The organism is Loktanella atrilutea (assembly GCF_900128995.1).
In the GTDB taxonomy this organism is placed as follows: domain Bacteria; phylum Pseudomonadota; class Alphaproteobacteria; order Rhodobacterales; family Rhodobacteraceae; genus Loktanella; species Loktanella atrilutea.
In genome coordinates, this window is sequence record NZ_FQUE01000001.1 from 965,493 (window position 1) to 989,707 (window position 24,215).

At 65.3% G+C, this 24,215-nt stretch carries 25 protein-coding genes; 8 read left to right on the forward strand and 17 right to left on the reverse strand.

Translation table 11 applies throughout. The features are described from left to right. Window positions 1–11 precede the first annotated feature (11 nt). From BUA54_RS04670 to BUA54_RS04715, 10 genes are all read right to left on the reverse strand, one after another. Window positions 12–1,553 (reverse strand): NADH-quinone oxidoreductase subunit M, encoded by a 1,542-nt coding sequence (locus tag BUA54_RS04670; protein WP_072855991.1) that lies wholly within the window; start codon window positions 1,551–1,553, stop codon window positions 12–14. Continuing rightward, window positions 1,553–3,721, reverse strand: a complete 2,169-nt coding sequence (gene nuoL / locus BUA54_RS04675) for an NADH-quinone oxidoreductase subunit L (RefSeq protein ID WP_072855992.1) — start codon at window positions 3,719–3,721, stop codon at window positions 1,553–1,555. The genes BUA54_RS04670 and nuoL overlap by 1 nt, the downstream gene beginning before the upstream one ends. Window positions 3,722–3,726: 5 nt before the next feature. Further along, window positions 3,727–4,032, reverse strand: coding sequence for an NADH-quinone oxidoreductase subunit NuoK (nuoK, locus tag BUA54_RS04680; RefSeq protein WP_072855993.1), 306 nt, complete (start codon window positions 4,030–4,032; stop codon window positions 3,727–3,729). A gap of 146 nt (window positions 4,033–4,178) precedes the next feature. Next, the gene (locus tag BUA54_RS04685; RefSeq protein WP_072855994.1) at window positions 4,179–4,784 is read right to left on the reverse strand and encodes an NADH-quinone oxidoreductase subunit J; all 606 of its coding nucleotides are present in this window, start codon (window positions 4,782–4,784) and stop codon (window positions 4,179–4,181) included. Next, window positions 4,781–5,182 (reverse strand): carboxymuconolactone decarboxylase family protein, encoded by a 402-nt coding sequence (locus BUA54_RS04690; RefSeq protein WP_072855995.1) that lies wholly within the window; start codon window positions 5,180–5,182, stop codon window positions 4,781–4,783. The genes BUA54_RS04685 and BUA54_RS04690 overlap by 4 nt, the downstream gene beginning before the upstream one ends. Then, window positions 5,179–5,667: an NADH-quinone oxidoreductase subunit NuoI gene (nuoI, locus tag BUA54_RS04695; RefSeq protein WP_072855996.1), complete on the reverse strand. Its 489-nt coding sequence runs from the start codon at window positions 5,665–5,667 to the stop codon at window positions 5,179–5,181. The genes BUA54_RS04690 and nuoI overlap by 4 nt, the downstream gene beginning before the upstream one ends. Before the next feature lie 61 nt (window positions 5,668–5,728). Next, window positions 5,729–6,766 carry an NADH-quinone oxidoreductase subunit NuoH gene (gene nuoH, locus BUA54_RS04700; RefSeq protein WP_072855997.1) on the reverse strand — a complete coding sequence of 346 codons (1,038 nt, stop codon included), beginning with the start codon at window positions 6,764–6,766 and terminating at the stop codon, window positions 5,729–5,731. Window positions 6,767–6,788: 22 nt separating this feature from the next. After that, on the reverse strand, window positions 6,789–7,178 hold the full coding sequence (locus tag BUA54_RS04705) for a hypothetical protein (protein ID WP_425434945.1): 390 nt from the start codon (window positions 7,176–7,178) through the stop codon (window positions 6,789–6,791). A gap of 5 nt (window positions 7,179–7,183) precedes the next feature. Then, window positions 7,184–9,202, reverse strand: a complete 2,019-nt coding sequence (gene nuoG, locus BUA54_RS04710; protein WP_072855998.1) for an NADH-quinone oxidoreductase subunit NuoG — start codon at window positions 9,200–9,202, stop codon at window positions 7,184–7,186. A gap of 123 nt (window positions 9,203–9,325) precedes the next feature. Then, window positions 9,326–9,721: a DUF5333 domain-containing protein gene (locus BUA54_RS04715; protein WP_072855999.1), complete on the reverse strand. Its 396-nt coding sequence runs from the start codon at window positions 9,719–9,721 to the stop codon at window positions 9,326–9,328. 176 nt (window positions 9,722–9,897) lie between these two features. Here BUA54_RS04715 and BUA54_RS04720 point away from each other — a divergent pair, with 176 nt between their 5' ends. Next, the gene (locus tag BUA54_RS04720) at window positions 9,898–10,077 is read left to right on the forward strand and encodes a hypothetical protein (protein WP_072856000.1); all 180 of its coding nucleotides are present in this window, start codon (window positions 9,898–9,900) and stop codon (window positions 10,075–10,077) included. Here the strand turns inward: BUA54_RS04720 and BUA54_RS04725 are convergent. The 6 genes from BUA54_RS04725 to BUA54_RS21540 all read right to left on the reverse strand — a co-directional run bounded on the left by BUA54_RS04725 (window position 10,074) and on the right by BUA54_RS21540 (window position 13,933). Continuing rightward, on the reverse strand, window positions 10,074–10,526 hold the full coding sequence (locus BUA54_RS04725) for a DUF3291 domain-containing protein (RefSeq protein WP_072856001.1): 453 nt from the start codon (window positions 10,524–10,526) through the stop codon (window positions 10,074–10,076). The two genes, BUA54_RS04720 and BUA54_RS04725, sit on opposite strands and share 4 nt — an antisense overlap. Next, a complete protein-coding gene (locus BUA54_RS04730; RefSeq protein ID WP_072856002.1) occupies window positions 10,523–10,978 on the reverse strand; it encodes a DUF3291 domain-containing protein in 456 nt (151 codons plus the stop codon). Before BUA54_RS04730 ends, BUA54_RS04725 begins: the two co-directional genes overlap by 4 nt. Window positions 10,979–10,994: 16 nt before the next feature. Continuing rightward, a complete protein-coding gene (locus tag BUA54_RS21730) occupies window positions 10,995–11,120 on the reverse strand; it encodes a hypothetical protein (RefSeq protein ID WP_281250631.1) in 126 nt (41 codons plus the stop codon). 230 nt (window positions 11,121–11,350) lie between these two features. After that, entirely contained in the window at window positions 11,351–12,634 is a 1,284-nt protein-coding gene (gene nuoF, locus BUA54_RS04735; RefSeq protein ID WP_072856003.1) for an NADH-quinone oxidoreductase subunit NuoF, read from the reverse strand. A 67-nt stretch (window positions 12,635–12,701) separates the two neighbouring features. Next, on the reverse strand, window positions 12,702–12,917 hold the full coding sequence (locus tag BUA54_RS04740) for a DUF5337 domain-containing protein (RefSeq protein ID WP_072856004.1): 216 nt from the start codon (window positions 12,915–12,917) through the stop codon (window positions 12,702–12,704). Next, complete coding sequence (locus BUA54_RS21540; protein ID WP_245810557.1) at window positions 12,914–13,933, reverse strand: hypothetical protein; 1,020 nt, start codon at window positions 13,931–13,933, stop codon at window positions 12,914–12,916. Before BUA54_RS21540 ends, BUA54_RS04740 begins: the two co-directional genes overlap by 4 nt. Window positions 13,934–14,180: 247 nt before the next feature. Here BUA54_RS21540 and BUA54_RS21805 point away from each other — a divergent pair, with 247 nt between their 5' ends. The 4 genes from BUA54_RS21805 to BUA54_RS04765 are packed head-to-tail and all read left to right on the forward strand — an operon-like array spanning window position 14,181 to window position 16,307. Further along, entirely contained in the window at window positions 14,181–14,486 is a 306-nt protein-coding gene (locus BUA54_RS21805; RefSeq protein WP_072856156.1) for an SH3-like domain-containing protein, read from the forward strand. Further along, on the forward strand, window positions 14,464–14,745 hold the full coding sequence (locus tag BUA54_RS21810) for an SH3-like domain-containing protein (RefSeq protein WP_072856005.1): 282 nt from the start codon (window positions 14,464–14,466) through the stop codon (window positions 14,743–14,745). Before BUA54_RS21805 ends, BUA54_RS21810 begins: the two co-directional genes overlap by 23 nt. After that, complete coding sequence (gene nthA, locus BUA54_RS04760) at window positions 14,745–15,395, forward strand: nitrile hydratase subunit alpha (protein WP_072856006.1); 651 nt, start codon at window positions 14,745–14,747, stop codon at window positions 15,393–15,395. The genes BUA54_RS21810 and nthA overlap by 1 nt, the downstream gene beginning before the upstream one ends. A 15-nt stretch (window positions 15,396–15,410) precedes the next feature. Next, window positions 15,411–16,307, forward strand: a complete 897-nt coding sequence (locus tag BUA54_RS04765; protein WP_072856007.1) for a lysophospholipid acyltransferase family protein — start codon at window positions 15,411–15,413, stop codon at window positions 16,305–16,307. Here BUA54_RS04765 and BUA54_RS04770 read toward each other — a convergent pair. Beyond that, window positions 16,304–17,002 (reverse strand): DUF1223 domain-containing protein, encoded by a 699-nt coding sequence (locus tag BUA54_RS04770; RefSeq protein WP_072856008.1) that lies wholly within the window; start codon window positions 17,000–17,002, stop codon window positions 16,304–16,306. The two genes, BUA54_RS04765 and BUA54_RS04770, sit on opposite strands and share 4 nt — an antisense overlap. Before the next feature lie 231 nt (window positions 17,003–17,233). On the opposite strand from BUA54_RS04770, the gene acnA reads away from it, so the two are divergent. From acnA to BUA54_RS04785, 3 genes are all read left to right on the forward strand, one after another. Further along, the gene (gene acnA, locus BUA54_RS04775; protein WP_072856009.1) at window positions 17,234–20,008 is read left to right on the forward strand and encodes an aconitate hydratase AcnA; all 2,775 of its coding nucleotides are present in this window, start codon (window positions 17,234–17,236) and stop codon (window positions 20,006–20,008) included. A 364-nt stretch (window positions 20,009–20,372) separates the two neighbouring features. Next, window positions 20,373–22,730, forward strand: coding sequence for a hybrid sensor histidine kinase/response regulator (locus BUA54_RS04780; RefSeq protein WP_072856010.1), 2,358 nt, complete (start codon window positions 20,373–20,375; stop codon window positions 22,728–22,730). Window positions 22,731–22,750: 20 nt separating this feature from the next. Next, window positions 22,751–24,199 (forward strand): amidase, encoded by a 1,449-nt coding sequence (locus BUA54_RS04785; protein WP_218588263.1) that lies wholly within the window; start codon window positions 22,751–22,753, stop codon window positions 24,197–24,199. Window positions 24,200–24,215: the final 16 nt, after the last annotated feature.

Below are 24,215 nucleotides of genomic sequence, written 5' to 3' on the forward strand. Positions count from 1 at the left end.
GGTCCGTTTCCTTAGTTCGCAGCGACTTGGGTCGCAGCCTCGTAGGCCGCCTGTGCCGTATCGTATTGACCGATCAGGGCGCCGACCGACGGGCCGATGATATCGGTGACGAGGCTGGGATAGACGCCCAGCAGCAGGGTCATCGCCACCAGCGGGGCGAAGATCGCCCGCTCTCGTCCGTTCATGTCGGTGATCGACTTCAGGCTTTCCTTGATCAGGTCGCCCATGACGACCCGGCGATAGAGCCAGAGGCCGTAGGCCGCCGACAGGATCACCCCGGATGTGGCGACAACGGCGACCCAGGTATTTTCCTGAAAGATCCCCATCAGGGTCAGGAATTCGCCGACGAAGCCAGAGGTCCCCGGCAGACCGACGTTCGCCATCGTGAAGAACATGAAGACCATCGCATAAGCGGGCATCCGGTTCACGAGGCCGCCGTAGGCCTCGATCTCTCGGGTGTGCATCCGGTCGTAGATCACGCCGACACAGAGGAACATCGCACCGGAAATGAAGCCGTGCGACAGCATCTGGAAGATCGCGCCGTCCAGCCCCTGCTGGTTCACGGTGAAGATGCCCATGGTCACGTAACCCATGTGCGCGACGGAGGAATAGGCGATCAGCTTCTTCATGTCCTTCTGCACCAACGCCACAAGAGAAGTGTAGACGATTGCGATGGCCGAAAGCCACAGGACCAGCGGGCCCATGATTTCGGATCCCACCGGGAACATCGGCAGACTGAAGCGCAGGAAGCCGTAGCCGCCCATCTTGAGCAGGATCGCCGCCAGCACGACGGAGCCTGCGGTCGGCGCCTGCACGTGGGCGTCCGGCAGCCAGGTGTGGACCGGCCACATCGGCATCTTGACTGCGAAGCTGGCGAAGAAGGCGATGAACATCAGCGTCTGCGCGCCGCCGACGATGGTCAGGCCCAGAACCGTGAAGTCGGTCGCGGGGAAATCCGTGGCCATCAGCGTCGGGATGTCGGTCGTGCCCGCGATCGAGAACATCGCGACCATCGCCACCAGCATCAGGACAGACCCGAGGAAGGTGTAGAGGAAGAACTTGAAGCTGGCGTAGATGCGGTTCACCCCGCCCCAGATCCCGATGATCAGGAACATCGGGATCAGCCCTGCCTCGAAGAACATGTAGAACAGCACCAGATCCAGCGCCATGAAGACGCCCAGCATCAGTGTTTCCAGCACGAGGAAGGCGATCATGTATTCCTTGACCCGCGTCTCGACGTTCCAGCAGGCGCCGATCACCAGCGGCATCAGGAAGGTCGTCAGCATGACGAAGAGCACAGAGATGCCATCGACACCCATCTTGTAGTTCAGCCCCAGCAGCCAGGAGTGTTCCTCGACCATCTGAAAGTCGGTATTTGCCGGGTCGAAGCCGAAGAGGATGAAGAGCGAGACGAGGAAAGTGGCGGACGTCGCGGCGAGGGCCACCCACTTCGCATTCCGCTGGGCCGCCACGTCATTGCCGCGCAGGAACAGCGCCAGGATGACGGCCCCGATCAGCGGAATGAACGTGGTGAGTGAAAGCAGGTTGCCCATCAGTTGGCCCCTCCGGTGAGCGTGATCCAGGTCAGCAGAAGCGCGATGCCGGCGACCATGGCGAAGGCATAGGTAAAGACGTAGCCCGACTGCATGCGCCCGGCGGCGCGGGTCAGGAACGGCACGATACCCAATGCCAGACCGTTGATGCCGCCGTCGATCGTGCCCTCGTCACCGCGGTGCCAGAGGAAGCGGCCGATGGCCAGCGCGGGGCGCACGAAGACGAAATTGTAGATCTCGTCGAAGTACCACTTGTTCAGCAGGAACTGGTAGAGGTGCGACTGGTTCGCCGCCAGCTTGCCCGGCAGATCGGGGCGCCGGATATACATCTGGTAGGCGGTCAGGAAGCCGATCAGCATGGCGATGAAGGGGCTGATCTTGACCCAGATCGGGCTTTCATGCGCGCCGTCGATGGTGTGGTTGTCCGGGCCGATGAAGATCGCGCCGTCGCCGGGCTCTCCGCCGAAGACGAAGTGGTGACCTTCGGTGTCGGGATCGTCGCCGTCGTGACCCTCGGCGGTGATCGCCTCGACGGCACCTTCCGCGTCGCCCTCTGCGGCCTGTTCGATTGCGACAGCGGGGCCTTCGCCGTGTGCCTCGTCGGTTGCTGGCGCGCCCTCCTCGGCCTCGACCTCGCCGGCGGCGGGGATGGCAAAGAAGGACGCGACCTTCTGCGTCTCGCCGAACATCGGCCCGTACCAGATCATCCCGGCGAAGACCGCGCCGAGGCTGAGGACGCCGAGCGGGACCAGCATGACCATGGGCGATTCATGCGCATGGTCGTGGGTATGGTGGTCGCCGCGCGGCGTGCCGTAGAAGGTCAGGAACATCAGGCGCCAGCTGTAGAAGCTGGTGAAGAGCGCCGCGATGACCAGCAGCCAAAAGCTGTAGCCCGTGCCGCCGGCCCAGGCGGACTCGATCACGGCGTCCTTGGACAGGAACCCGGCGAAGCCGATGTGGGTCAGCGGGATGCCGACGCCGGTGATGGCGAGCGTGCCGATCAGCATGGCATAGAAGGTATAGGGCAGCTTCTTGCGCAGCCCGCCGTAGTTCCGCATGTCCTGCTCGTGGTGCATCCCGTGGATCACCGAACCCGCGCCGAGGAACAGCATCGCCTTGAAGAAGGCATGGGTCAGCAGGTGGAACATGGCAACGGAATAGACCCCGACGCCGGCGGCCACGAACATGTAGCCGAGCTGCGAACAGGTCGAATAGGCGATGACGCGCTTGATGTCGGTCTGCACCAGACCCACCGTCGCGGCAAAGAAGGCGGTGGAGGCGCCGATGAAGACGATCATCTGCTTGGCCTCTGGCGCGTATTCAAACAGCGGCGACATGCGGCACACGAGGAAGACGCCGGCGGTGACCATGGTGGCCGCGTGGATCAACGCCGACACAGGCGTCGGGCCTTCCATGGCGTCGGGCAGCCAGGTGTGCAGGAACAGCTGCGCCGACTTGCCCATGGCACCGATGAAGAGCAGGACGCCGATCAGGTTCGCGGCATTCCATTCGGTCCAGAGGAAGGCGATCTGGGTCTGCGCAATCTCGGGCGTCTGCGGGAAGATGTCGGCGAACTTCACCGAGTCGGTCAGGTAGAAGAGGCCGAAGATCCCCAGCGCGAATCCGAAGTCGCCGACGCGGTTGACCACGAACGCCTTGATCGCTGCGGCATTGGCGCTTGGCTTGCGGTAGTAGAAGCCGATCAGCAGGTAGGACGCGACGCCCACGCCTTCCCAGCCGAAGAACATCTGGATCAGGTTGTCGGCGGTCACCAGCATCAGCATGGCGAAGGTGAAGAACGACAGATAGGCAAAGAAGCGGGCGCGGTAGGGCGTGCCGTCCTTGAAATTGTCGTCGTGGGCCATGTAGCCGAAGGAATAGAGGTGTACGAGCGCCGAGACTGTGGTGATGACGATCAGCATGATCGCGGTCAGCCGGTCCAGACGGATCGCCCAGTCGGTGGCGAGCGACCCGCTCTCGATCCAGCGCAGGACGGTGATGTCGCGGGTGACGCCGTCGAAGCCCAGGAACACGATCCAGGACAGGAACGCGGCCAGGAACAGCAGCGATGTGGCGACCCATTGGGCCGGCTTCTCGCCGATCATACGCCAGGTGAAGCCGCAGATCAGGGCGCCGACCAGCGGTGCGAACAGGATGATCGTTTCCATGTGCCTTAGCCCTTCATCACGTTGACGTCTTCAACGTCGATGGTCCCGCGGTTGCGGAAGAAGCAGACCAGAATGGCCAACCCGATCGCGGCCTCGGCCGCGGCGACGGTCAGGACGAAGAGGGTAAAGACCTGCCCCACGAGATCGTTCAGAAAACTGGAAAACGCGACGAAATTGATGTTCACCGCCAGCAGCATCAGCTCGATGCTCATCAGCAGGATGATCACGTTCTTGCGGTTGAGAAACAGCCCGAAGATGCCGATGACGAAGAGCGCCGCCGCCACCACAAGATAATGTTCCAGTCCGATCATGCGCTTGGTCCCTCTGGGCGGTTCGCCCGTCTTGTTCTGGTCTTAGCCGAAAAACGTGTAGCCGCCGCCGAAGACGAGGATCAGCACGATGATCAGCGCGGCAATGGTGGTGTTCGACATGGCTTGTTTCCTTTTGAGGGTGGCCGTTACAGGCCCTGCCCCGGTTTCACGTCCTTGAGTTCCATCGCCAGCGCCGGGTCGCGGTGCATCTGCTTGATGACGTTCTGACGCTTGATGTCGACGCGGTGGCGCAGGGTCAGCACGATGGCACCGATCATCGCCACCAGCAGGATCAGACCCGCCAGCTGGAACAGGATGATGTAGCGGTCATAGATCAGCATACCGAGGCCGGTGGTGTTGTAGCTGTCCGGCACCGGAGCCGCGAGCCGCGTGGCGATATCGTCGGAGAAGGTCCACGCGCCCATGGCGATGGCCAGCTGCATCAGGACGACGACGCCGATCAGCAGGCCGAGCGGCAGGTATTTCGACATCTCGGCCTTCAACTCTGCAAAATCGACGTCGAGCATCATCACGACGAAGAGGAACAGCACCGCGACGGCGCCGACATAGACGATGATCAGCAGCATGGCGACGAATTCGGCGCCCAGCGTGACGAACAGGCCAGCCGAGGACAGGAACGCGAGGATCAGCCACAACACCGAATGGACCGGGTTGCGCGACAGGACCGTCATCAATCCGCCCATGATCGTGGTGATCGCGAACAGGTAGAAAGTGAACACGAAAGGGGTCATGCCTGATCGTCCTTTTTCATCACGTCGTTCGCGATTTCCATCGCCTTGGTCATCGCCGGCACGCCGCCGAACATCGCGGCCATGGCGATCGTCTCGGCGACTTCCTTCTGGGTGGCGCCCGCCTCGACCAGATGGCGCACGGTCAGGCGCAACTGCGCCTCCGCCTGCGCGCCCATGATTGTCAGACCCATCAGCGTCATCAACAGCCGCGTCTTGGCGTCAAGTCCGTCCGGATTCAACCCCTTGCCAAAGAAGGTTTCCATCATTTCCTTGGGCATCGTCGGCCACAGCGCCTCGAACCCCTTGGGCGTGAAGGATTCCATCGCAGGGTTGAGCTGTTTCACCCAGTCCTGCCCCATGGTCATCATGGCCTCGAAGGGGTTCTTGGCGTCGGTCATCTGTAGGGCGCATCCATCTCGAGGTTGCGGGCGATTTCCGATTCCCAGCGGTCGCCGTTCGCCAGCAGCTTTTCCTTGTCATAGTAGAGCTCTTCGCGCGTCTCGGTGCTGAATTCGAAGTTCGGCCCCTCGACAATGGCATCGACCGGGCAGGCTTCCTGACAGAAGCCGCAGTAAATGCACTTGGTCATGTCGATGTCGTAACGCGTGGTGCGGCGGCTGCCGTCGTCGGTGCGCGGCGCCGCGTCGATGGTAATCGCCTGCGCGGGGCAGATCGCCTCGCACAGCTTGCAGGCGATGCAGCGTTCCTCGCCGTTGGGATAGCGGCGCAGGGCGTGTTCACCGCGGAAGCGAGGCGACAAAGGCCCCTTTTCGTGCGGGTAGTTCACGGTGGCCTTGGGGGCGAAGAAGTACTTCATGCCCAGACCGAACCCCTTCCAGAAGTCCGACAGCAGAAAGTATTTTGCGGCGCGGGTATAGTCCATGAGATCTAGACCTCCAGCCCTGACGGGGCGGTTAGATGAATGTTGGCAGCGCGTGTCACGGTCAGATGCCCCATGTCCAGCGCGCCCAGAAGCCGCCCAGCACCTCGAACTTGGCGAGGAAGGCAATCAGCACGACCCAGACGAGGCTGAGCGGCAGGAAGACCTTCCAGCCGATCCGCATCAGCTGGTCGTAGCGGTAGCGCGGCGTGATCGCCTTCACCATGGCGAACATGAAGAAGCAGGCCAGCATCTTGAGCACCATCCACAGGATGCCGTCCGGCAGACCGGGGATCGGGGAAAGCCAGCCGCCGAGGAACAGCAGCGACACCAGCGCGCACATCAGCACGACGGCCATCAGTTCGCCGATCATGAACAGCAGGAACGGGGTGGAGGAGTATTCGACCTGATAGCCCGCGACCAGTTCCGACTCGGCCTCTGGCAGGTCGAACGGCGGGCGGTTGGTTTCGGCCAGCGCCGAGATGAAGAACAGGAACAGCATCGGGAAGTGGGCGACCCAGTACCACGACAGCAAGCCAGCGCCGCGCTGCGCCTCGACGATGTCGCCGAAGTTCATCGAGCCCGTCGAGATGATGATGCCGACAATGATGAGACCGAGCGACACTTCGTAGGAGATCATCTGCGCGGCCGACCGCAGCGAGCCGAGGAACGGGTATTTGGAGTTCGAGGCCCAGCCGCCCATGATGACGCCGTAGACCTCCAGCGACGACACCGCGAAGACGAAGAGGATGGCAACGTTGATGTCGGACAACACCCAGCCGGTGTTGAAGGGAATCACAGACCACGCGATCACCGGCAGGATGAAGGACAGCAGCGGCGCGATGAAGTAGACCGCCTTGTCGGCCCCGGCGGGGACGACGATTTCCTTGACGATGTATTTCAGGAAGTCGGCAAAGGATTGCAAGACGCCCCAGGGGCCGACGACGTTGGGTCCGCGGCGCATCTGCACGGCGGCCCAGACCTTGCGGTCCGCGTACATCAGCATGGCAAGACCCAGCAGCAACGGAATCAGGACCAGAAGACACTGTCCCAGGATCAGAAGGATGATCCCCGTGTTCGTCGTGGTGAAAAAGTTGACCATGGTTTCCTCTGACCCTTCGCCTTCAGACCGTCGGTATGCCCGACGCGCCGCAATCTGCAACAGTCACCACCGCGTCGATGGTCACCAACCCGCGCGGCAGGTCCGGCGAGATGGTGTAAACAGCATCCGCGGCCCAAGTGCCACCCTCTTCGGTCACGTTCGTCCGCACCAGACGGGCGAAACCGTAACCCCGGATCAGAGCGTACTGCGCCGCAGCACACTCTGCATATTTTTCCACCGCCTCCGGTGTATCGGTCCCCCGGAGGGCGACCTTGAAGTTCACCAGATCCCCGTCCAGCAGTTCGGTGCGAACGCCCAGATACTCCGGCCGCTGCACCTGTCCGGACGGCGACGCATCCTGCGTCGCGCTGCACCCCGCCAAAACGACGGCGGCCGCACAGACCCACCGCACCGGGATCACTCCGCCGCGATCTTGTCCATCACGCGCATCTTTGCATTTGCGCTCAGTTCCGCCATCAGGGTCGAGGCGCGGGCGATCGGGTTCGAGAGATAGAAGTCGGTGACCGCATTGGTGAAATCGCCGTCCCCCAGATCGCCGCCTTCGGCCAGCGTCCAGTCGTTTTCGGCAACGACGTCGATCTTGCCCAGATGCGGATGCATCTCGATCAGCTTCCGACGCAGTTGTGCCAGCGAATCGAACGACAGCGTCGCACCCAGCTCTGCGCTCAGCGCACGCAGGATCGCCCAGTTCTCCTTGGCCTGTCCCGGCGGGAAGCTGGCGCGCAGGGCCAGCTGCGGGCGGCCTTCGGTATTCACGAAAAGGCCGTTTTCCTCGGTATAGGCCGCGGCGGGCAGGATCACGTCGGCGCGGTGAGCGCCACGGTCGCCGTGGCTGCCCTGATAAATCACGAAGGCGCCGGGTGCGATGTCGACCTCGTCGGCACCCATGTTGAAGATGACCTCTGCCCCGTCCAGCGCGACCTCCATGCCACCCTCGGTCACGGCGCCGACGTCCATCGCACCCACGCGGGACGCGGCGGTGTGCAGCACCAGGAATCTGGATTTCGTCCGCTCTGCCAGCGTCATCGCCTTGCTCAGCACGGCGGCGCCATCGTCGCCGGTCAGCGCGCCCTGCCCTACGATGACGAGCGACTCCTGCTCCAGCACCTTGCTGAACTTGTTGTCCAGCACCTTGGACAATGCAGCGCGGTCGCTGCCCATGTGATAGGCGTCATAGGTCAGATCGACGGCTTCGCCGATCAGGCCGATGTCTGCGCCACGGCTCCACGCGCGGCGGATGCGGCTGTTCAGTACGGGCGCCTCGGCGCGCGGGTTGGTGCCGATCAACTGAATCATCGTCGCCTGATCGATGTCGGCGATGGTCGCCGTTCCGACATAGCCGCTGCGGTTGCCGATTGGCAGTTTGGCGCCGTCCGTGCGGCATTCAACGTGACCGCCCTGCCCCTCGATCAGCTGCTTCAGCGCAAATGCGGCCTCCACCGGGGCCAGATCGCCGACAAGGCCGGCGACCTTCCTGCCCTTCATGGCGGATGCGACCTTGGCGAGCGCCTCGGGCCAGTCGGCTTTGCGCAGCTTGCCGTTCTCGCGGATGTAGGGTGTGTCCAGACGCTGGCGGCGCAGGCCATCGAAGACGAAGCGGGTCTTGTCGTTGATCCACTCCTCGTTCACGCCGTCGTGGTTGCGCGGCAGGATGCGCATGACGTCGCGACCCTTGGTGTCGACGCGGATGTTGGACCCCAGCGCATCCATCACGTCGATGGATTCGGTCTTGGACAGCTCCCACGGACGGGCGGTGAAGCTGTAGGGTTTGCTGACCAGTGCGCCGACCGGGCACAGGTCGATGATGTTGCCCTGCATGTTCGAGGACAGCGTCTCGCCCAGATAGGACGTGATCTCGGCATCCTCGCCCCGGCCGGTCTGGCCCATCTGGTGGATGCCGGCGACCTCGGTCGTAAAGCGCACGCAGCGGGTGCAGGAAATGCAGCGCGTCATGTGCGTCTCGACCAGCGGTCCAAGGTTCAGGTCCTCGGTCGCGCGCTTGGGCTCGCGGAAACGGGAGAAGTCGACACCATAGGCCATCGCCTGATCCTGCAGGTCGCACTCGCCACCCTGATCGCAGATCGGGCAATCCAGCGGGTGGTTGATGAGCAGGAACTCCATCACCCCCTCGCGGGCCTTCTTGACCATGGGGGAGTTGGTCTTCACCACCGGCGGCTCGCCGTCCTTGCCGGGACGCAGGTCCTTGACCTGCATCGCGCAGCTTGCGGTCGGCTTCGGCGGGCCGCCAACAACTTCGACCAGACACATGCGGCAGTTGCCCGCGATGCTTAGCCGTTCGTGGTAGCAGAAGCGCGGAATCTCGATGCCGGCGACCTCGCAGGCCTGGATGAGCGTCATCGCCCCCTCGACCTCGATCACCTGTCCATCGATGTTGATTTTGCGCAGATCGGACATGAACGCCTCCGGCTTCCGGACCCTTGCCCGGGCGCGAGGTCCGGACGTTTGAGTGGCGTTCTAACCCTTTGCCCGCAAGGATGCCAGACGGTGCGGCGCTTTTTTCGGCCCCAGTCCTGCGGCCTAGCGCAGCAGCCGGCCGACGCCCGTGCCCTTCGCGATCTGGTCGCGACCGACGGCGCAATAGGTCTCTTCCTCGCCCGGAACGACGCCGAGCTGCACAAGCTGTGCCCGTGCGATCCCCTCGAGGCGCTTCTTCTCGGCCTTGTCGTCGACGTAGGTGTCGATCTCCTCGCTCGAATAACCCAGATCGCGGGCGCGGCTTTTCAGGTTCAGCAGGGTCGTGATGCCGCGCAGCTTGCGGGCGTCGATGCTGCCGCACTTCTCGCTGATCTCGTAGGCCATGCCGACGACCAGCAGGCCATCGCGAATCTCCGCCTCGTCCTTGAGGCCGGCGGCCTGTGCGGTCTGGCCAAGGCTCGCGGCCAGTGCCGCGGCGATGAATAGGGAAGTGCGCATCGTGTCTGCTCCTGTCTGCGGGACGTTTTCATCCCTTGGGGTGCTAGATCGGTGCACCCTGCCGGTTATGCAATAACGCCCGCCGGTCGGTGCCTAACAAGGCGGTGCCGCATCGGGTTCCGGAACCGCCGTGCCTCGCCACGGGTTGACCACGCGTCATCGAGGAGGAGACCGCCATGACCGACGTGAAGAAGACCGATCTGCACAAGACCGCCGACACCGCCGACGCCCAGACCGAGAAGTTTCGCAAGACCGGTCAGGCGCACGAGGATCATACCGCCGATACCAGTGCCCATGTCACCGAGAACATGACCGAAGGCGACAAAAAGACGCTGAAGAAGACCATGAAGGACTAGGCAAGGTTCGCCCGCGCCCAGTCCCAGCCGAAGGCCTGCGCCGTGTCGCCGTCGCGGCGGCGCAGGTCCAGCCGCGACAGCGCCTCGTCCAGCGTCGGCCTGTGGCCTTCGGCGACCGGCCACATGACGAAATGCAGCTCCGTTATCATTTCGAACCATTCCCGACGGCGCCCCATGAACCGGGCGTGCAGCGTCCTGTGAACGAACGCGTCTAGGCTGGCGAGGTCCTGCCAGACCGTCAGGTTGCTGACGAACTGCGGGTCGCCGCCGATCTTGACCTCGGTGTTGCCGGTCCCCGGCGCGCCGGAGCCTTCCATCATCCAGACGAAGCCCGGCATTCGCTTGCCCAGACCATTGATCCGGTCGAGGTTCGCCATGAACTCCGCCACGCGAGGATCGTCGGTGGGGGCGACCAGCCGCCCGACGTTCAGTTCTGCCAGATGGGTCATTGCGATATCCGGTCAAGCAAGCCTCGCGCGCCGAAGACGGTGTCCGTCTCGCCACTTCGCTGCAGGTTGCGCCAGCGCGCCATGCCTTCCGCAACCGTGGGACGGTGACCGTCGGCAATGTCCCAGATCACGAGGTGGCTGCGGTCGTCACGCACATACCACTCCGCCCCGCGGGCAAGGAAGCGACTGTGCAGCGTCCGGTGGACGAAGCGCCAGAGGCTGTCCGCGTCCGTCCAGACAGACAGCGTCGAAGCGGTGTTCGGCCGATCCGAAAGCGGTCCCTGCGGGTCGCGCTGCACGGCGTCCATGCCGGCATCGTCCAGCATCCAGACGAAGCCCGGACTGCGCTGTGCCAGTGCATTGACCCGTCCGATGGCCGTCTCGAAATCCGCGATGCGCGGATCGCCGAACGGATGCTTCAGGGTGCCGAAGTTGAATTCCGCAATGGGCATGCGGCACCCTTTGCAGTTACTTGGAGGTGGTGTCGTAGACGGGTTCCTGCACCGGTGCGACCATCATCGGTTCCATCGGTTCCGGTTTCTTGGCGCAGGCAGAGGCGGCGACGAGAACGGCGGCCATCATCACGAATTTCATCAGCTTCATCCTTTTGACCCGGTCGATGCGAAAAGTGCGGCCGGACCGACTGGGCCACCGCCCGCCACACTGGCACCGGCGATCACGCCCGTGCTGCGGTCAGGATGAAAGCGCGATGCAGGCTTGTCGATCCGGCCGGAGGTCATGGACCCCAAGGCGTGTCGTTTCAGCCAGCCTGTCCCGGCGGATTTCCGCCGGTCGCAAAGGTTCAACGGGCCTGCAACAGCCGCCTATTCCGCCGCGATCGGAGCGCGCTTGTGCTTGATCCGGTCTTCGATCTCTCCGCGGAAGTTGCGGATCAGGCCTTGGATCGGCCATGCGGCGGCGTCGCCCAGCGCGCAGATGGTGTGGCCTTCGACCTGTTTGGTCACGTCGAGCAGCATGTCGATTTCTTCGACGCTGGCGTTGCCGTGAACCAGCCGTTCCATCACGCGCATCATCCAGCCGGTGCCTTCGCGGCAGGGCGTACACTGACCGCAGCTTTCGTGCTTGTAGAATTTGGACAGCCGCCAGATCGCCTTGATCATGTCGGTGCTCTGATCCATCACGATCACCGCCGCGGTGCCAAGGCCAGAGCGCTGTTCGCGCAGCCAGTCGAAGTCCATGATCGCTCCCTCCATCTGTTCTGCCGTCAGGCAGGGCACGGAGGATCCGCCGGGAATAACGGCCTTGAGGTTCTTCCACCCGCCGCGGATGCCGCCGCAATGCTTGTCGATCAGCTCCTTGAAGGGGATCGACATTTCCTCCTCGACCACGCAGGGGTTGTTGACGTGGCCGGAGATGGCGAAAAGCTTCGTGCCCGCGTTGTTGGGCCGCCCCATGCCTGCAAACCAGGCGCCGCCGCGGCGCAGGATCGTCGGCACGACGGCGATGGATTCCACGTTGTTCACCGTGGTCGGGCAACCATAGAGGCCCGCCCCCGCCGGGAACGGCGGCTTCATCCGCGGCATGCCCTTCTTGCCTTCGAGGCTTTCGAGCAACGCGGTTTCCTCGCCGCAGATATAGGCACCGGCGCCGTGGGCGAGGTAGATGTCGAAATCCCAGCCGGAGCCGCAGGCGTTCTTGCCGACCAGACCGGCGTCATAGGCTTCGTCGATGGCGTTCTGCAGCGCCTCTTTCTCGCGGATGTATTCGCCGCGAATGTAGATGTAGCAGGCATGCGCCTGCATCGCGAAGCTGGCGATCAGGCAGCCTTCGATCAGCGTGTGCGGATCGTGGCGCATGATCTCCCGGTCCTTACAGGTGCCCGGTTCCGATTCGTCGGCGTTCACGACAAGGTAGCTGGGCCGCCCGTCGCTTTCCTTGGGCATGAAGGACCACTTCAGCCCGGTCGGGAAACCGGCACCGCCGCGTCCGCGCAGACCGGACGCCTTCATCTCGTCCACGATCCAGGCGGCACCCTTGCCCAGGATGTCCTTCGTTCCGTCCCAGTGTCCACGCGCCTGCGCGCCCTTCAGCGTGCGGTCGTGCATCCCGTAGAGGTTGGTGAAGATGCGGTCCTGGTCTTTCAGCATTGGATCATCCCTTGAAAGCTGGGGCGGGGGACAAGCCCCCAGACGGCGGGAATGTGGCGACACACCCCTATTGCCGGGTCTTCTGCCAGATTCTGAGCGTGACAACCAGTGACCAAATGAACGCAGCCATCGACACCAGATACATCAGGATCTCGTATTTCGGCGCAAGCCCCAGCCGCGCCACGATCCAGGGCGCCAGCATCGCCAGTACCCCGGCAGACGCGATCACGACAGCGGCGATGCGCCCCTGTCGCGCGTATTCCATGTCCTGTCGGTCCGTCATGAGTCGTAGGTACCGTCCCTGTCAGCCCGACGCGAGAACTCCGTCTCGCCGCCGTCCGCAAGGGTGCGCGCTTGCGGGATCCAGTCGTCGCGGGTCACCCGCCCCTTGAAGCCTTTCAGGTTGTCGTCCATCCATGCGATCTCGGTCGCTGACCATGCGGCGATCTGGTCGAAGTGATAGATGCCCATCTCGTGCAGGGTCTCTTCCAGCCGCGGCCCGACGCCCTTGATCTGCTTGAGGTCATCCGGCCCGCCGTCACGCGGGGCCGAGAGAACCGGCGGCTTGTCGGCGGCCGATGCGCCGGGTTGCCGGGCCTCCGCCTCGGACCTGCCGGCCGCACCCGGATGCGCGGTGGCGCCGGTGTCGGCATCGGGCATGGCCTCGACTTCAGAGGCGCCCCTGTCGCCAGTGTAACGCCAGTTGCCTTTGCGCGCGGCCAGATCCTCCTGCCCTGCCAGCCGGGCAGATGGCTTGACCGTGCGATCGGTCGGCGCCGCATCGGCGGGTGCTGTGGCAGGCTCCGCCGGCTTGGCACCCCCGGCGGAATGCGTCACCGCCGCGCCGGAAGGCGTCTGCACTACCGCCTCGCCATGGGACACGTCGTAGGGCTGCGCAGGCGTGGTCGTGTCCGACCCGGCGGTCGAGGTGTCCGTCGTCCGGGCGCGGGTGGGTGTCGCAGGCGCGTTCTCCGCTTCAGCGACCCTTGACGCCGTGGACGAGGCAGGCGCGCTGCCGCCTGTCGCGGCGCGCGGTGCAGGGCTGCCGGGCCGATCACGGCCGCCTTCATAGGCGGGCCGCGGTGTCACCGGGCCGATGCCATGGCCCATAGGGCGGACCTTGGGCTCCCGCCAGCCCAGCGCCAGCGCCACCGCAACGATCGTGCCAACGATCAGCATGATGAAAAACGACCATGCGATCCCGTAGCCGTACATGACGAAGCCCACGGCACCGCCGATGAAGCCGAAAACAGCGGCGATCAGCAGGATTCCAAGGGCCTTGGGTGCGGTATCTCTCATCTTCCCCTCCGGTCTCTGCGGCCCGTGCGGGCCTGACATACTGTGCAGTCGGACCGCCCGAGGTCGCACGGACATCCCTGCCTGTCCGTGATGTTAGCGCAAATGTCGCAGGTCACAAATTATTTCGCGCGTCGGTTGCGCAGGCTTTATCGCCGCGCCGCGCGACCCACTGGACCGGATGCTTCAACTGTCCTAGCATTTCGCCATGATCCAAGATGACACCCACCCCGCCCACCGGTGGCACGACATGGGCGGCACAGCCGCCGGCCCGGTGCCCGACGCCAGCCACGACTTCGCCCTGTGGGAAAAGCGCGTGGACGCACTGATGGTGCTGTGCTCGGGTCTTGGCCTCTTTACCGTGGACGGGTTGCGCCGCGTGCTGGAGGATATGGGACCGGACGCCTTTGCCAGCCGCAGCTACTATGACCGCTGGATCGCCGCGATCAGCCAGAACCTGATCGAGGCCGGCACCTTCACCACCGCCGAACTGGCGGAGCGCATGGCCGAGGTCGAGGCGCGGGGACAGACCTATGCCGACGCCGCTGCACGCTGAACCGGGCACGCGGGTGCGCGTGCGCGACTGGGCGCCGCCGGGTCACATCCGCACCCCCGCCTACCTGCGCGGGCACATCGGCACGGTGGAGCGGGTGCTCGGCCCCTTCCCAAATCCCGAAGATCTGGCCTATCGCAGGCCGGGCGCGCCCCTGCCCCTCTACCGCGTGCGCTTTGCCGCATCGGACCTTTGGCCCGATGCCACGCCCGGCGACACGCTGGAGGCCGAGATCTATGCCCATTGGCTGGAGGATGCCTGATGCCGCACGATCATCACGACCACGACCATGACGGCCTGTCGCCCTCGGGTCATCCCTACCGGCCCGATCAGGACACCGGCCTGTCCTATTGGCAAACGATGGAAATCGCGGTGAGGGAACTGCTGATCGACAAGGGCGTGCTGACGGCGGCCCGGATCGCGGCACAGATCGAGGCGATGGACGCCCGCAGCCCCGCCAACGGTGCCGCCGTGGTGGCGCGCTACTGGACCGATCCGGGCTTTGCCGCAGCGCTGCTTGCCGACGGCACGACAACGGTGAAAGAAATGGGATTCGATCTTGGGCCGATGCACCTGATCGCCCTGCCCAACACCGACACGCTGCACAACATCATCGTCTGCACCTTATGTTCTTGCTATCCACGCAACCTGCTGGGCCTGCCGCCGGACTGGTACAAGTCCCGCGCCTACCGCGCACGCACCGTCCGCGAACCGCGGCGCGTGCTGGCAGAGTTCGGCGTGACACTGCCCGAACATGTGCAGGTCCGCGTCCACGACAGCACTGCGGACATGCGTTACATCGTGCTGCCGCAGCGGCCTGCCGGCACGGACGGCTGGGACGCGGCACGGCTGGCGACCCTCGTGACCCGCGACAGCATGATCGGCACGGGGCTTCCCAAAACGGCGGCGTGACGTTACCTGACGGCCATGACCCAGACCGACGTTTCAGAGGCCGCGCCGCAGGGCAGCCGCAGCGAATGGCTGCAGGACCGTATCCTGCGCGGGCTGATCGCGTCGATGAACCGTCTGCCCTACAAGACCCGCGTCAGGACGATGGGCGCCGTGATGGCCCGCGCCGCCGGACCGCTTGCCGGCTACCGGCGACGCGCGATGAACCAGCTGGCGCTGATCCATCCGGACATGGACGCCGCCACCCGGCGCGATCTGGCGATCCGGGTCTGCGACAACTTCGGCCGGACCTTGATGGAAAACTACGCCAACCGCGACTTTGCCGCGCATCTGGCGGACACGACGCCAACCGGTGACGGGCTGGAACCGCTGGCGCAGGCCCGGGCCGAAGGGCGTCCCGTGATCTTCGTCACCGGCCACTTCGGCAACTTCGAGGTGCCGCGGCACGTCCTGACCCAGGGCGGCCTGACGATCGGCGGGCTCTACCGTCCGATGGCGAATGAATTCGTCGACAGCCACTACCGCGAGACGATGACCAGCTGGGGCGGTCCGGTCTTTGCCCAGGGATCGCGCGGCACCATTGGCTTTGCCCGGCACATCAAGGGCGGCGGCATGGGCACGCTGCTCTTCGACGTGCACGTCTTTCGGGCGACGCCGATCCCGTTCCTCGGCCGCCCGGCGCTGACGTCCCTTGCCGCGGCAGAGATGGCGCTGCGCTTCGACGCGCTTCTGATCCCCTACTTCGGCACCCGCAGGCCCGACGGCCTGTCCTTCGACGTCGCCGTGGAGGCACCGATCCCCCACAGCGATCCGGTCACGATGATGACAGAAGCGACGGACCGGCTCGCGGCCCGCGTCACAGCAGACCCGTCACAGTGGTTCTGGGTGCACCGGCGCTGGCGCGACCCGGCCTAGCGCAGGCGGACCGCGCCGAGGATCGGGCCGCTGGCGCCGTCCTGCACGATCACGACCGCAGGTTGGTCGCCCGGCGCGCTGACGTCCAGCCGCAGCGGCTGTTCCGTCGACCATGCGCCGACCTCTGCCCAGCTGGTGACGACGTTGCGATAGACGATGGTCTGCCCCGCATTTTCACCCTTGGCGATATCGCGCACGACCTCCGGCTCGTAGCGCACGAGCTGCACCAGCGCCGTCGGCGGCACCGGACCCTGCACCTCTGCCGTGATCGTCAGCGTGTCACCCGCACGGGACAGATCGACCCGGACCGGATCGGCCGCCGCAGGGTGGGCTGCGACGCGGTCCATGGCCACCACGGGGTGAGAGCCGACGAATTCGTCGACCCCCGCCACCACCATCTGCGGCGTATAGACCTGCCGGGCTGCCCAGGTCTGCGCATAGGCGCGCTGGCGCTGGGTGAAGGCGGCATTGCCCAGATCGTCGGCCCAGCCGATGTAGTCCCAGTAGTCGACGTGCAGCGCCAGCGCGATCACATCGTCCCGATCCGCCAGTTGGGCAAGGATCCGGTCCGCCGGCGGGCAGCTTGAACATCCCTGCGACGTGAAGAGCTCGACCACCGTGCCCCGGTCCTGCGCCACGACAGGCGATGCTCCGACAAGGGCACCGAAGGCGAAGGCGGCGAAGGCATGGCGCATCTGACGTGTCATCCGGGTTGTTATGATGGCATCCGTCTAAACAGGCCGCCCTGAAATGACCAATCAAGCAATCGCGACAATCCGAAAACGTGACTTTTGGCACACCATCCCGCAAGGTCGGTCATTTATTGTATACCGTTGCATACATTTTATCGGATCGCCCCTTGATCGCACCTGCGGCATGGGGCAAAAGCGATGCAAGCCCTCTTTCCTCAACCTGAAGGACCCGCCATGACCGTCACCGTCGGCAAAGACACCGCGCAGACCCGCAAGACCCTGACAGTGGGCGACCAGTCCGTCGCCTATTATTCCATCGACGCGGCCACCAAGGCCGGTCTGGGCGATTTCAGCAAGCTGCCCGCCGCGCTGAAGGTCGTGCTGGAAAACATGCTGCGGTTCGAAGACGGCAAGACCGTCACCACCGACGACATCAAGGCCTTCGCCAAGTGGGCCGAGCAGGGTGGCAAGAACCCGATCGAGATCGCATACCGCCCCGCCCGCGTGCTGATGCAGGACTTCACCGGCGTGCCGGCCGTCGTCGACCTCGCCGCCATGCGCGACGGGATCGTTGCACTGGGTGGCGACGCGCAGCAGATCAACCCGCTGAACCCGGTCGACCTCGTGATCGACCACTCGGTGATGATCGACGAATTCGGCAACCCCCGCGCGTTTCAGATGAACGTCGACCGCGAGTACGAGCGGAACATGGAACGCTACCAGTTCCTGAAATGGGGCCAGAACGCCTTCAACAATTTCCGGGTCGTCCCCCCGGGCACCGGCATCTGCCATCAGGTGAACCTTGAATACCTGGCCCAGACCGTCTGGACCGATACCGACCAGAACGGCGAGATGATCGCCTATCCCGACACCCTCGTCGGCACCGACAGTCACACGACGATGGTCAACGGCCTCGCCGTCCTTGGCTGGGGCGTCGGCGGGATCGAGGCCGAGGCCGCGATGCTGGGCCAGCCGATCTCGATGCTGATCCCGGAAGTCGTGGGCTTCAAGCTGACCGGCGCGATGACCGAAGGCACCACCGCCACTGACCTCGTCCTGCGCGTGGTCGAGATGCTGCGCAAGAAGGGCGTCGTCAACAAGTTCGTGGAATTCTACGGCCCCGGCCTCGACCACCTGCCGCTGGCCGACCGCGCCACGATCGGCAACATGGCCCCGGAATACGGTGCCACCTGCGGTTACTTCCCGATCGACGACGAGACACTGAAGTATCTGCGCCTGACCGGCCGCGACGAGGACCGCATCGCGCTGGTCGAAGCCTATGCCAAGGAGAACGGCTTCTGGCGCGGGGCGGACTACGCGCCGACCTACACCGACACGCTGGAACTGGACATGGGCACGGTCGTGCCCGCAATCTCCGGTCCCAAGCGGCCGCAGGACCACATCGACCTCGACAAGGCGGGCAGCGCCTTCGGCGAATATGTCAAGGGCGTGCGCGCCGGCAAGGATGTCACGAAGAACGCGGAAGTCCGCTGGGAGGGTGAGGGCGGCCAGCCCGAACCGCGCGACATCCCCGGCGACGAGGGCCACCACCAGCGGGGCTACGTGGCCACGGATGACGGCAACTACCAGATCCACGACGGCAGCATCGTGATCGCCTCGATCACCTCCTGCACCAACACGTCGAACCCCTACGTGATGATCGGTGCCGGCCTTGTGGCCCGCAAGGCGCGCTCCCTCGGTCTGACCCGCAAGCCCTGGGTCAAGACCTCGCTCGCTCCCGGGTCGCAGGTCGTGACAGAGTATCTGGAGGCCGCAGGCCTGCAGGAGGATCTGGACGCGCTCGACTTCAACCTCGTGGGCTACGGCTGCACGACTTGCATCGGCAACTCCGGCCCGCTCGACCCGGCGATCAGCAAGGCGATCAACGACTACGACGTGATCGGCGTGTCGGTCCTGTCGGGCAACCGCAACTTCGAGGGCCGTATCAGCCCTGACGTGCGGGCGAACTACCTCGCCTCCCCGCCGCTTGTGGTGGCCTACAGCCTCGTGGGCGACATGAACGTCGACATCACGAAGGACCCGCTGGGCCAGGACAAGGACGGCAACGATGTCTTCCTCAAGGATATCTGGCCGTCCCAGAAGGAAATCGCGGACCTTGTCGAGCAGACCGTGACCCGCGCGGCGTTCCAGTCGAAATACGCCGACGTCTTCAAGGGTGACGAACGTTGGCAGGCGGTCGAGGTCACGGACTCCGAGACCTACAACTGGCCGCCGCAGTCGACCTATGTCCAGAACCCGCCCTATTTCCGGGACATGTCGAAGGACGCCGGCACGATCCACAACATCAAGGACGCGAAGGTGCTGGCAGTGCTGGGCGACATGGTCACGACCGACCACATCAGCCCCGCCGGGTCGTTCAAGGAAAGCAGCCCCGCCGGCAAATACCTGAACGAACACCAGGTGCCGGTGCGCGAGTTCAACTCCTACGGCTCGCGCCGCGGCAACCACGAGGTGATGATGCGTGGCACCTTCGCCAACATCCGCATCCGCAACGAGATGCTGGACGGGGTCGAGGGCGGCTACACCAAGGGGCCGGACGGCCAGCAGACCTCGATCTTCGACGCTGCCATGGCCTACGAGGAACAGGGCACGCCGTTGGTGATCTTTGCCGGCGAACAGTATGGCGCGGGCTCTTCCCGCGACTGGGCGGCCAAGGGAACGGCGCTGCTGGGCGTGAAGGCGGTCATCGCCGAGAACTTCGAGCGGATTCACCGGTCCAACCTCGTCGGCATGGGCGTCATTCCGTTCGAGTTCACGGGCGGCGACACCCGCAAGACGCTGGGCCTGACCGGTGAGGAGACCGTCAGCATCGACGGCCTCGACACGATCAAGCCGCTGGAAGTGGTGAAGGCGCACATCACGATGGCCGACGGGTCCACCAAGGACATCGACATCAAGTGCCGCATCGATACCGCGATCGAGATCGAGTACATCGAGCACGGCGGTGTGCTGCACTACGTGCTGCGCGACTTGGCCAAGGCGTCCTGAACCGCCGCACCCCTCGAAAAGCCTGAGGGCCGCGTCATCCCGGCGCGGCCTTCGTCAAGACAGAGCGTCGTACATGCGGAACGGACCTGCCTCACTGGCGGTCCCCATCTTTCGGTGACCAAACCGACGCTGGACGCAGCGCGACCGGCCCTCTTCTTCTCGTCACAAATACCTCGGGGGGTCCGAGGGGCTGGCCCCCCGGCTCGCCTGACCCTTAGACCAGCGCCCTTGGTCCATGCGCGCCCTACCCCGGCAGCCATTCCCCTGCGCCGTCGCTTTCTGCATCTTACGATCCGCCGGCCAACCCGCTATGGTCGCCGCACGACGCAACGCACCGCCCCCGCGATGATCCGAAAGACGACAGTTGACCGATCTCGACACGTTTTCAACACGTGACGCCGGCCCGGACGGGCCGACGATCGCGATACTGGCCACCGACGCGCAGCAGGCGGAGGGACTCGTCCGCATGCTGTCAGACCTGAACATTCCCACGGTCCACCATGCGACCGTCGCGGCGCTGGCCGAGGCGCTGGATACCTGCATCGACGTGGTGCTGGTGTCGGAGGATGGTCTGGACCCCTCGGATCGTGCAGCGCTCTTGGCCGCGCTGGACCGGCAGCCGTCCTGGTCGGACGTGCCCGTCATCCTGCTTGCCGGACAGACCGGGCCTGCGGGATCGGGCCTCGACGCCGGTCGTCTGGCCACGGCAGTGCGCCTGCCGCATCCGGTCTGCCCCGACGATCTGGCGCGTGCGGTGCGGACCGCCCTGATCGCCCGCCGTCGCCAGCACCAGTCGCGGGCGCAACTGGCCGCCCTGCGGCAGAGAGAAGCGGAGCTCCGCGACAGCGAGGCCAAATTCCACGCCATTGCCGATTCGGTCGACCAGATGATCTGGTCCACGCGCCCGGACGGCTTTCACGACTATTATAACCGTCGTTGGTACGAATTCACCGGGATGCCGGAAGGATCGACGGACGGCGAGGCATGGAACGGCATGTTCCATCCCGAGGATCAGGACCACGCGTGGAAGGTATGGCGCCAGTCGCTTGTTACCGGCGAAATCTACGAGATCGAATACCGCCTGCGGCACCATTCCGGCCAGTACCGCTGGGTGCTTGGCCGGGCGCAGCCCGTGCGGGCGCCCGACGGCACGATCCTGCGCTGGTACGGGACCTGCACCGACATCGACGATGAGGTGCGCGCCCGCGAGGCGACGGTCACCGACCTGACCCGTCAGCGTGATGTCGCCTGGGACATGACCGTCGACCTGATCGCCGTGGTGAACGCGGATGCGACGCTCGACCGGCTGAACAGCGCCTGGACCCGCATCCTGGGCTGGTCGATCGGGGACACGCTGGGCCGCGACTTCCTGACCCTGACCCACCCCGACGACGTCACCCGCACCGCCGAGACCTTCGCGACCGTCTTCGATACACCGCTCACCGATCCCTTCGAGTTCCGGCTGCGTCACGCCGACGGCAGCTACCGCTGGTTCGCCTGGACCGCCTCGGCGCAGGACGGTCAGGTCTATGCGGTGGGCCGCGACGTGACCGAACGGATCGCGCGGGCCGAGCGACTCGCGGCGACCGAGGCCGCCCTGCGGCAAAGCCAGAAACTCGAGATGATCGGCCAACTGACGGGCGGCGTGGCCCATGACTTCAACAACCTGCTGATGGCGACCCGCGCCAGCCTCGACCTGCTGCGCCGCCATCTGGGGCAAGCCGATGACCGGACGCTGGCGCTGATCGGCAACGCGACCCATGCGATCGAACGCGGCGCGGCCCTGACGCAGCGGATGCTGGCATTCGCCCGCAAGCAGGACCTGCATTCCGTCGCCGTCGACATGGGGGCTGCCATCCCGGGCATGACCGACCTGATCCGTCGCAGCATCGGCCCGCAGATCGAGGTCGGCATTTCCGTGGCCCCCGATCTGCCGCTGGCGGACATCGACCTGAACCAGTTCGAGATGGCGCTGCTGAACCTCGCCGTAAACGGTCGCGACGCGATGGACGGCGCGGGGCATCTGACCATCACCGTCGACGCGGCGGACGGGCGCGACCGGCCGGACCTGAAGCCCGGGTCCTACGTGCGCGTCGCGGTCTCCGACACCGGCTGCGGCATGGACGACACGACGCTGGCCCATGCGGCAGAGCCCTTTTTTACCACCAAGGGCGTCGGCAAGGGCACCGGCCTCGGCCTGTCGATGGTGCATGGCCTCGCGGTCCAGTCGGGGGGCACCTTCACCCTCGACAGTCGCGTCGGCGTCGGCACCACGGCCACGCTGTACCTGCCCGCGGCAGCGCCGAGTGCCGCGGTCAGCATCCCGGACCTGTCTGCCCCCGCCCCCGACGACGCGACGCTGCAAAAGCCGCGGCTGGTCATCCTCGCCGTCGACGACGACGTTCTGGTTTCGCTGGGCACCGTCGGCGTGCTGGAGGATCTGGGTCACGAGGTCCTGTCCGCCCATTCCGGCGCTGCCGCCCTCGACATTCTCGCGGAACGCCCAGACATCGACCTCGTGCTGACCGATCAGGCGATGCCCAAGATGACAGGCGTCGATCTGGCCCGCCGCATCCGGGACACCCGCCCCGACATGCCGATCATCCTTGCGACAGGCTATGCCGACATGCCGGAGGGCGGCCACGCCCTGATCACCGAGCGGCTGGAAAAGCCGTTCTCCGACGCCGCGCTGGAGCGCTTGCTGCGCCGCTATCAGGCGTGACCCTTACGACGGAAGACCGCATGATGGACGATTACGACACTTATGACGCCATCGGCCTCGCCGCCCTCGTGGCTCAGGGCGAGGTGAGCCCGACGGCGTTGCTGGATACCGCACTGGCCCGCACCTCGGCCGTCAATCCCGCGATCAACGCGGTGGTGAACATGGCAGAGGACGCGGCGCGGCGCCGCATCGCGGACGGCCTGCCCGATGGCCCTCTGCGCGGCGTGCCCTTCCTGCTGAAGGATCTGGGCTGCGAGGCGGTGGACTACCCCTGCGACGTCGGATCGCGGCTGTTCAAAAGCACGACCTACACCCGCAACTCTGCCATGTTCGACCGGCTGGCGGGGGCGGGTCTGGTGCCATTCGCCCGTACCACGGCGCCGGAAATGGGCATCGGCACGGCGACGGAGGCTGTGGTCTACGGCGGTCCCACCCGCAATCCATGGAACCTCGACCGCACGCCCGGCGGATCGTCAGGCGGGGCGGCGGCGGCGGTGGCAGCGGGGATCGTGCCGGCGGCACATGGGTCCGATGGCGGCGGATCGGTGCGGGTGCCTGCGTCGAACTGCGGTCTCTTCGGGTTCAAGGCGACCCGTGCGCGCCTGCCCGACGGCCCCTACGCCGGCGAAGGCTGGGCCGGCATGGCGATCGAGGGATTCCTGACGCGATCCGTCCGCGACACGGCGCTGCTGACCGACATCTGCGCCGGGCCCGACCTTGGGGCGCCCTATGCCGCCCCTGCCCTGTCCGGCAGCTTCATGCAGGCGATCGACCGTCCCGTGCAGCCGCTGCGGATTGCGCTGTGCGACACCACGCTGACCGGCGAGGCGATCACCGACACCTGCCGCGATGCGGTCCACGACGCCGCCCGCCTGCTGGCGGACATGGGCCACCACGTCGAACCGGCCCGCCCGGCGCAGGCCGATACCGTCGCCATGATGCAGGCCTGGACCGACATCGTCGCCTGCGGCACCGCCGAATCCGTCCAGACGAAACTGCGCAAGCTGGGCCGGCCCCTTGCCGACGACGATGTGGAGGGTGTGACGCGCGGCGCCATTGCCCATGCGGCGACCATCAGCGGCGCCGACTACATCGCCTGCATCGACACCATCCACCTCTACGGCCGCCAGATGGCTGCGTTCTTTCAGGACTACGACATCCTGCTGACGCCGACGCTGGCGGAACCGCCCGCCGCGATCGGACGGCTGGCCCACGACGCGACCGATTACGTCGGCTACCGTATGGACCGGGTCTTTCCCTATTCGCCCTATGCCGCGGCGTTCAACGCCAGTGGCCAGCCTGCTGCCTCCGTCCCGCTTTATTGGGCAGAGGGCCTGCCGATCGGCATCCATCTGGCGGCGCGCTTCGGCGCGGACGAGGTGCTGATGGCGCTTTGCGCCGATCTGGAACGCGCGCGCCCATGGTTTCATCGTTTGCCGCCGGAAAGAGCAGGTTTCACCCGGAGCTGACTTGCAATCCCCCCGG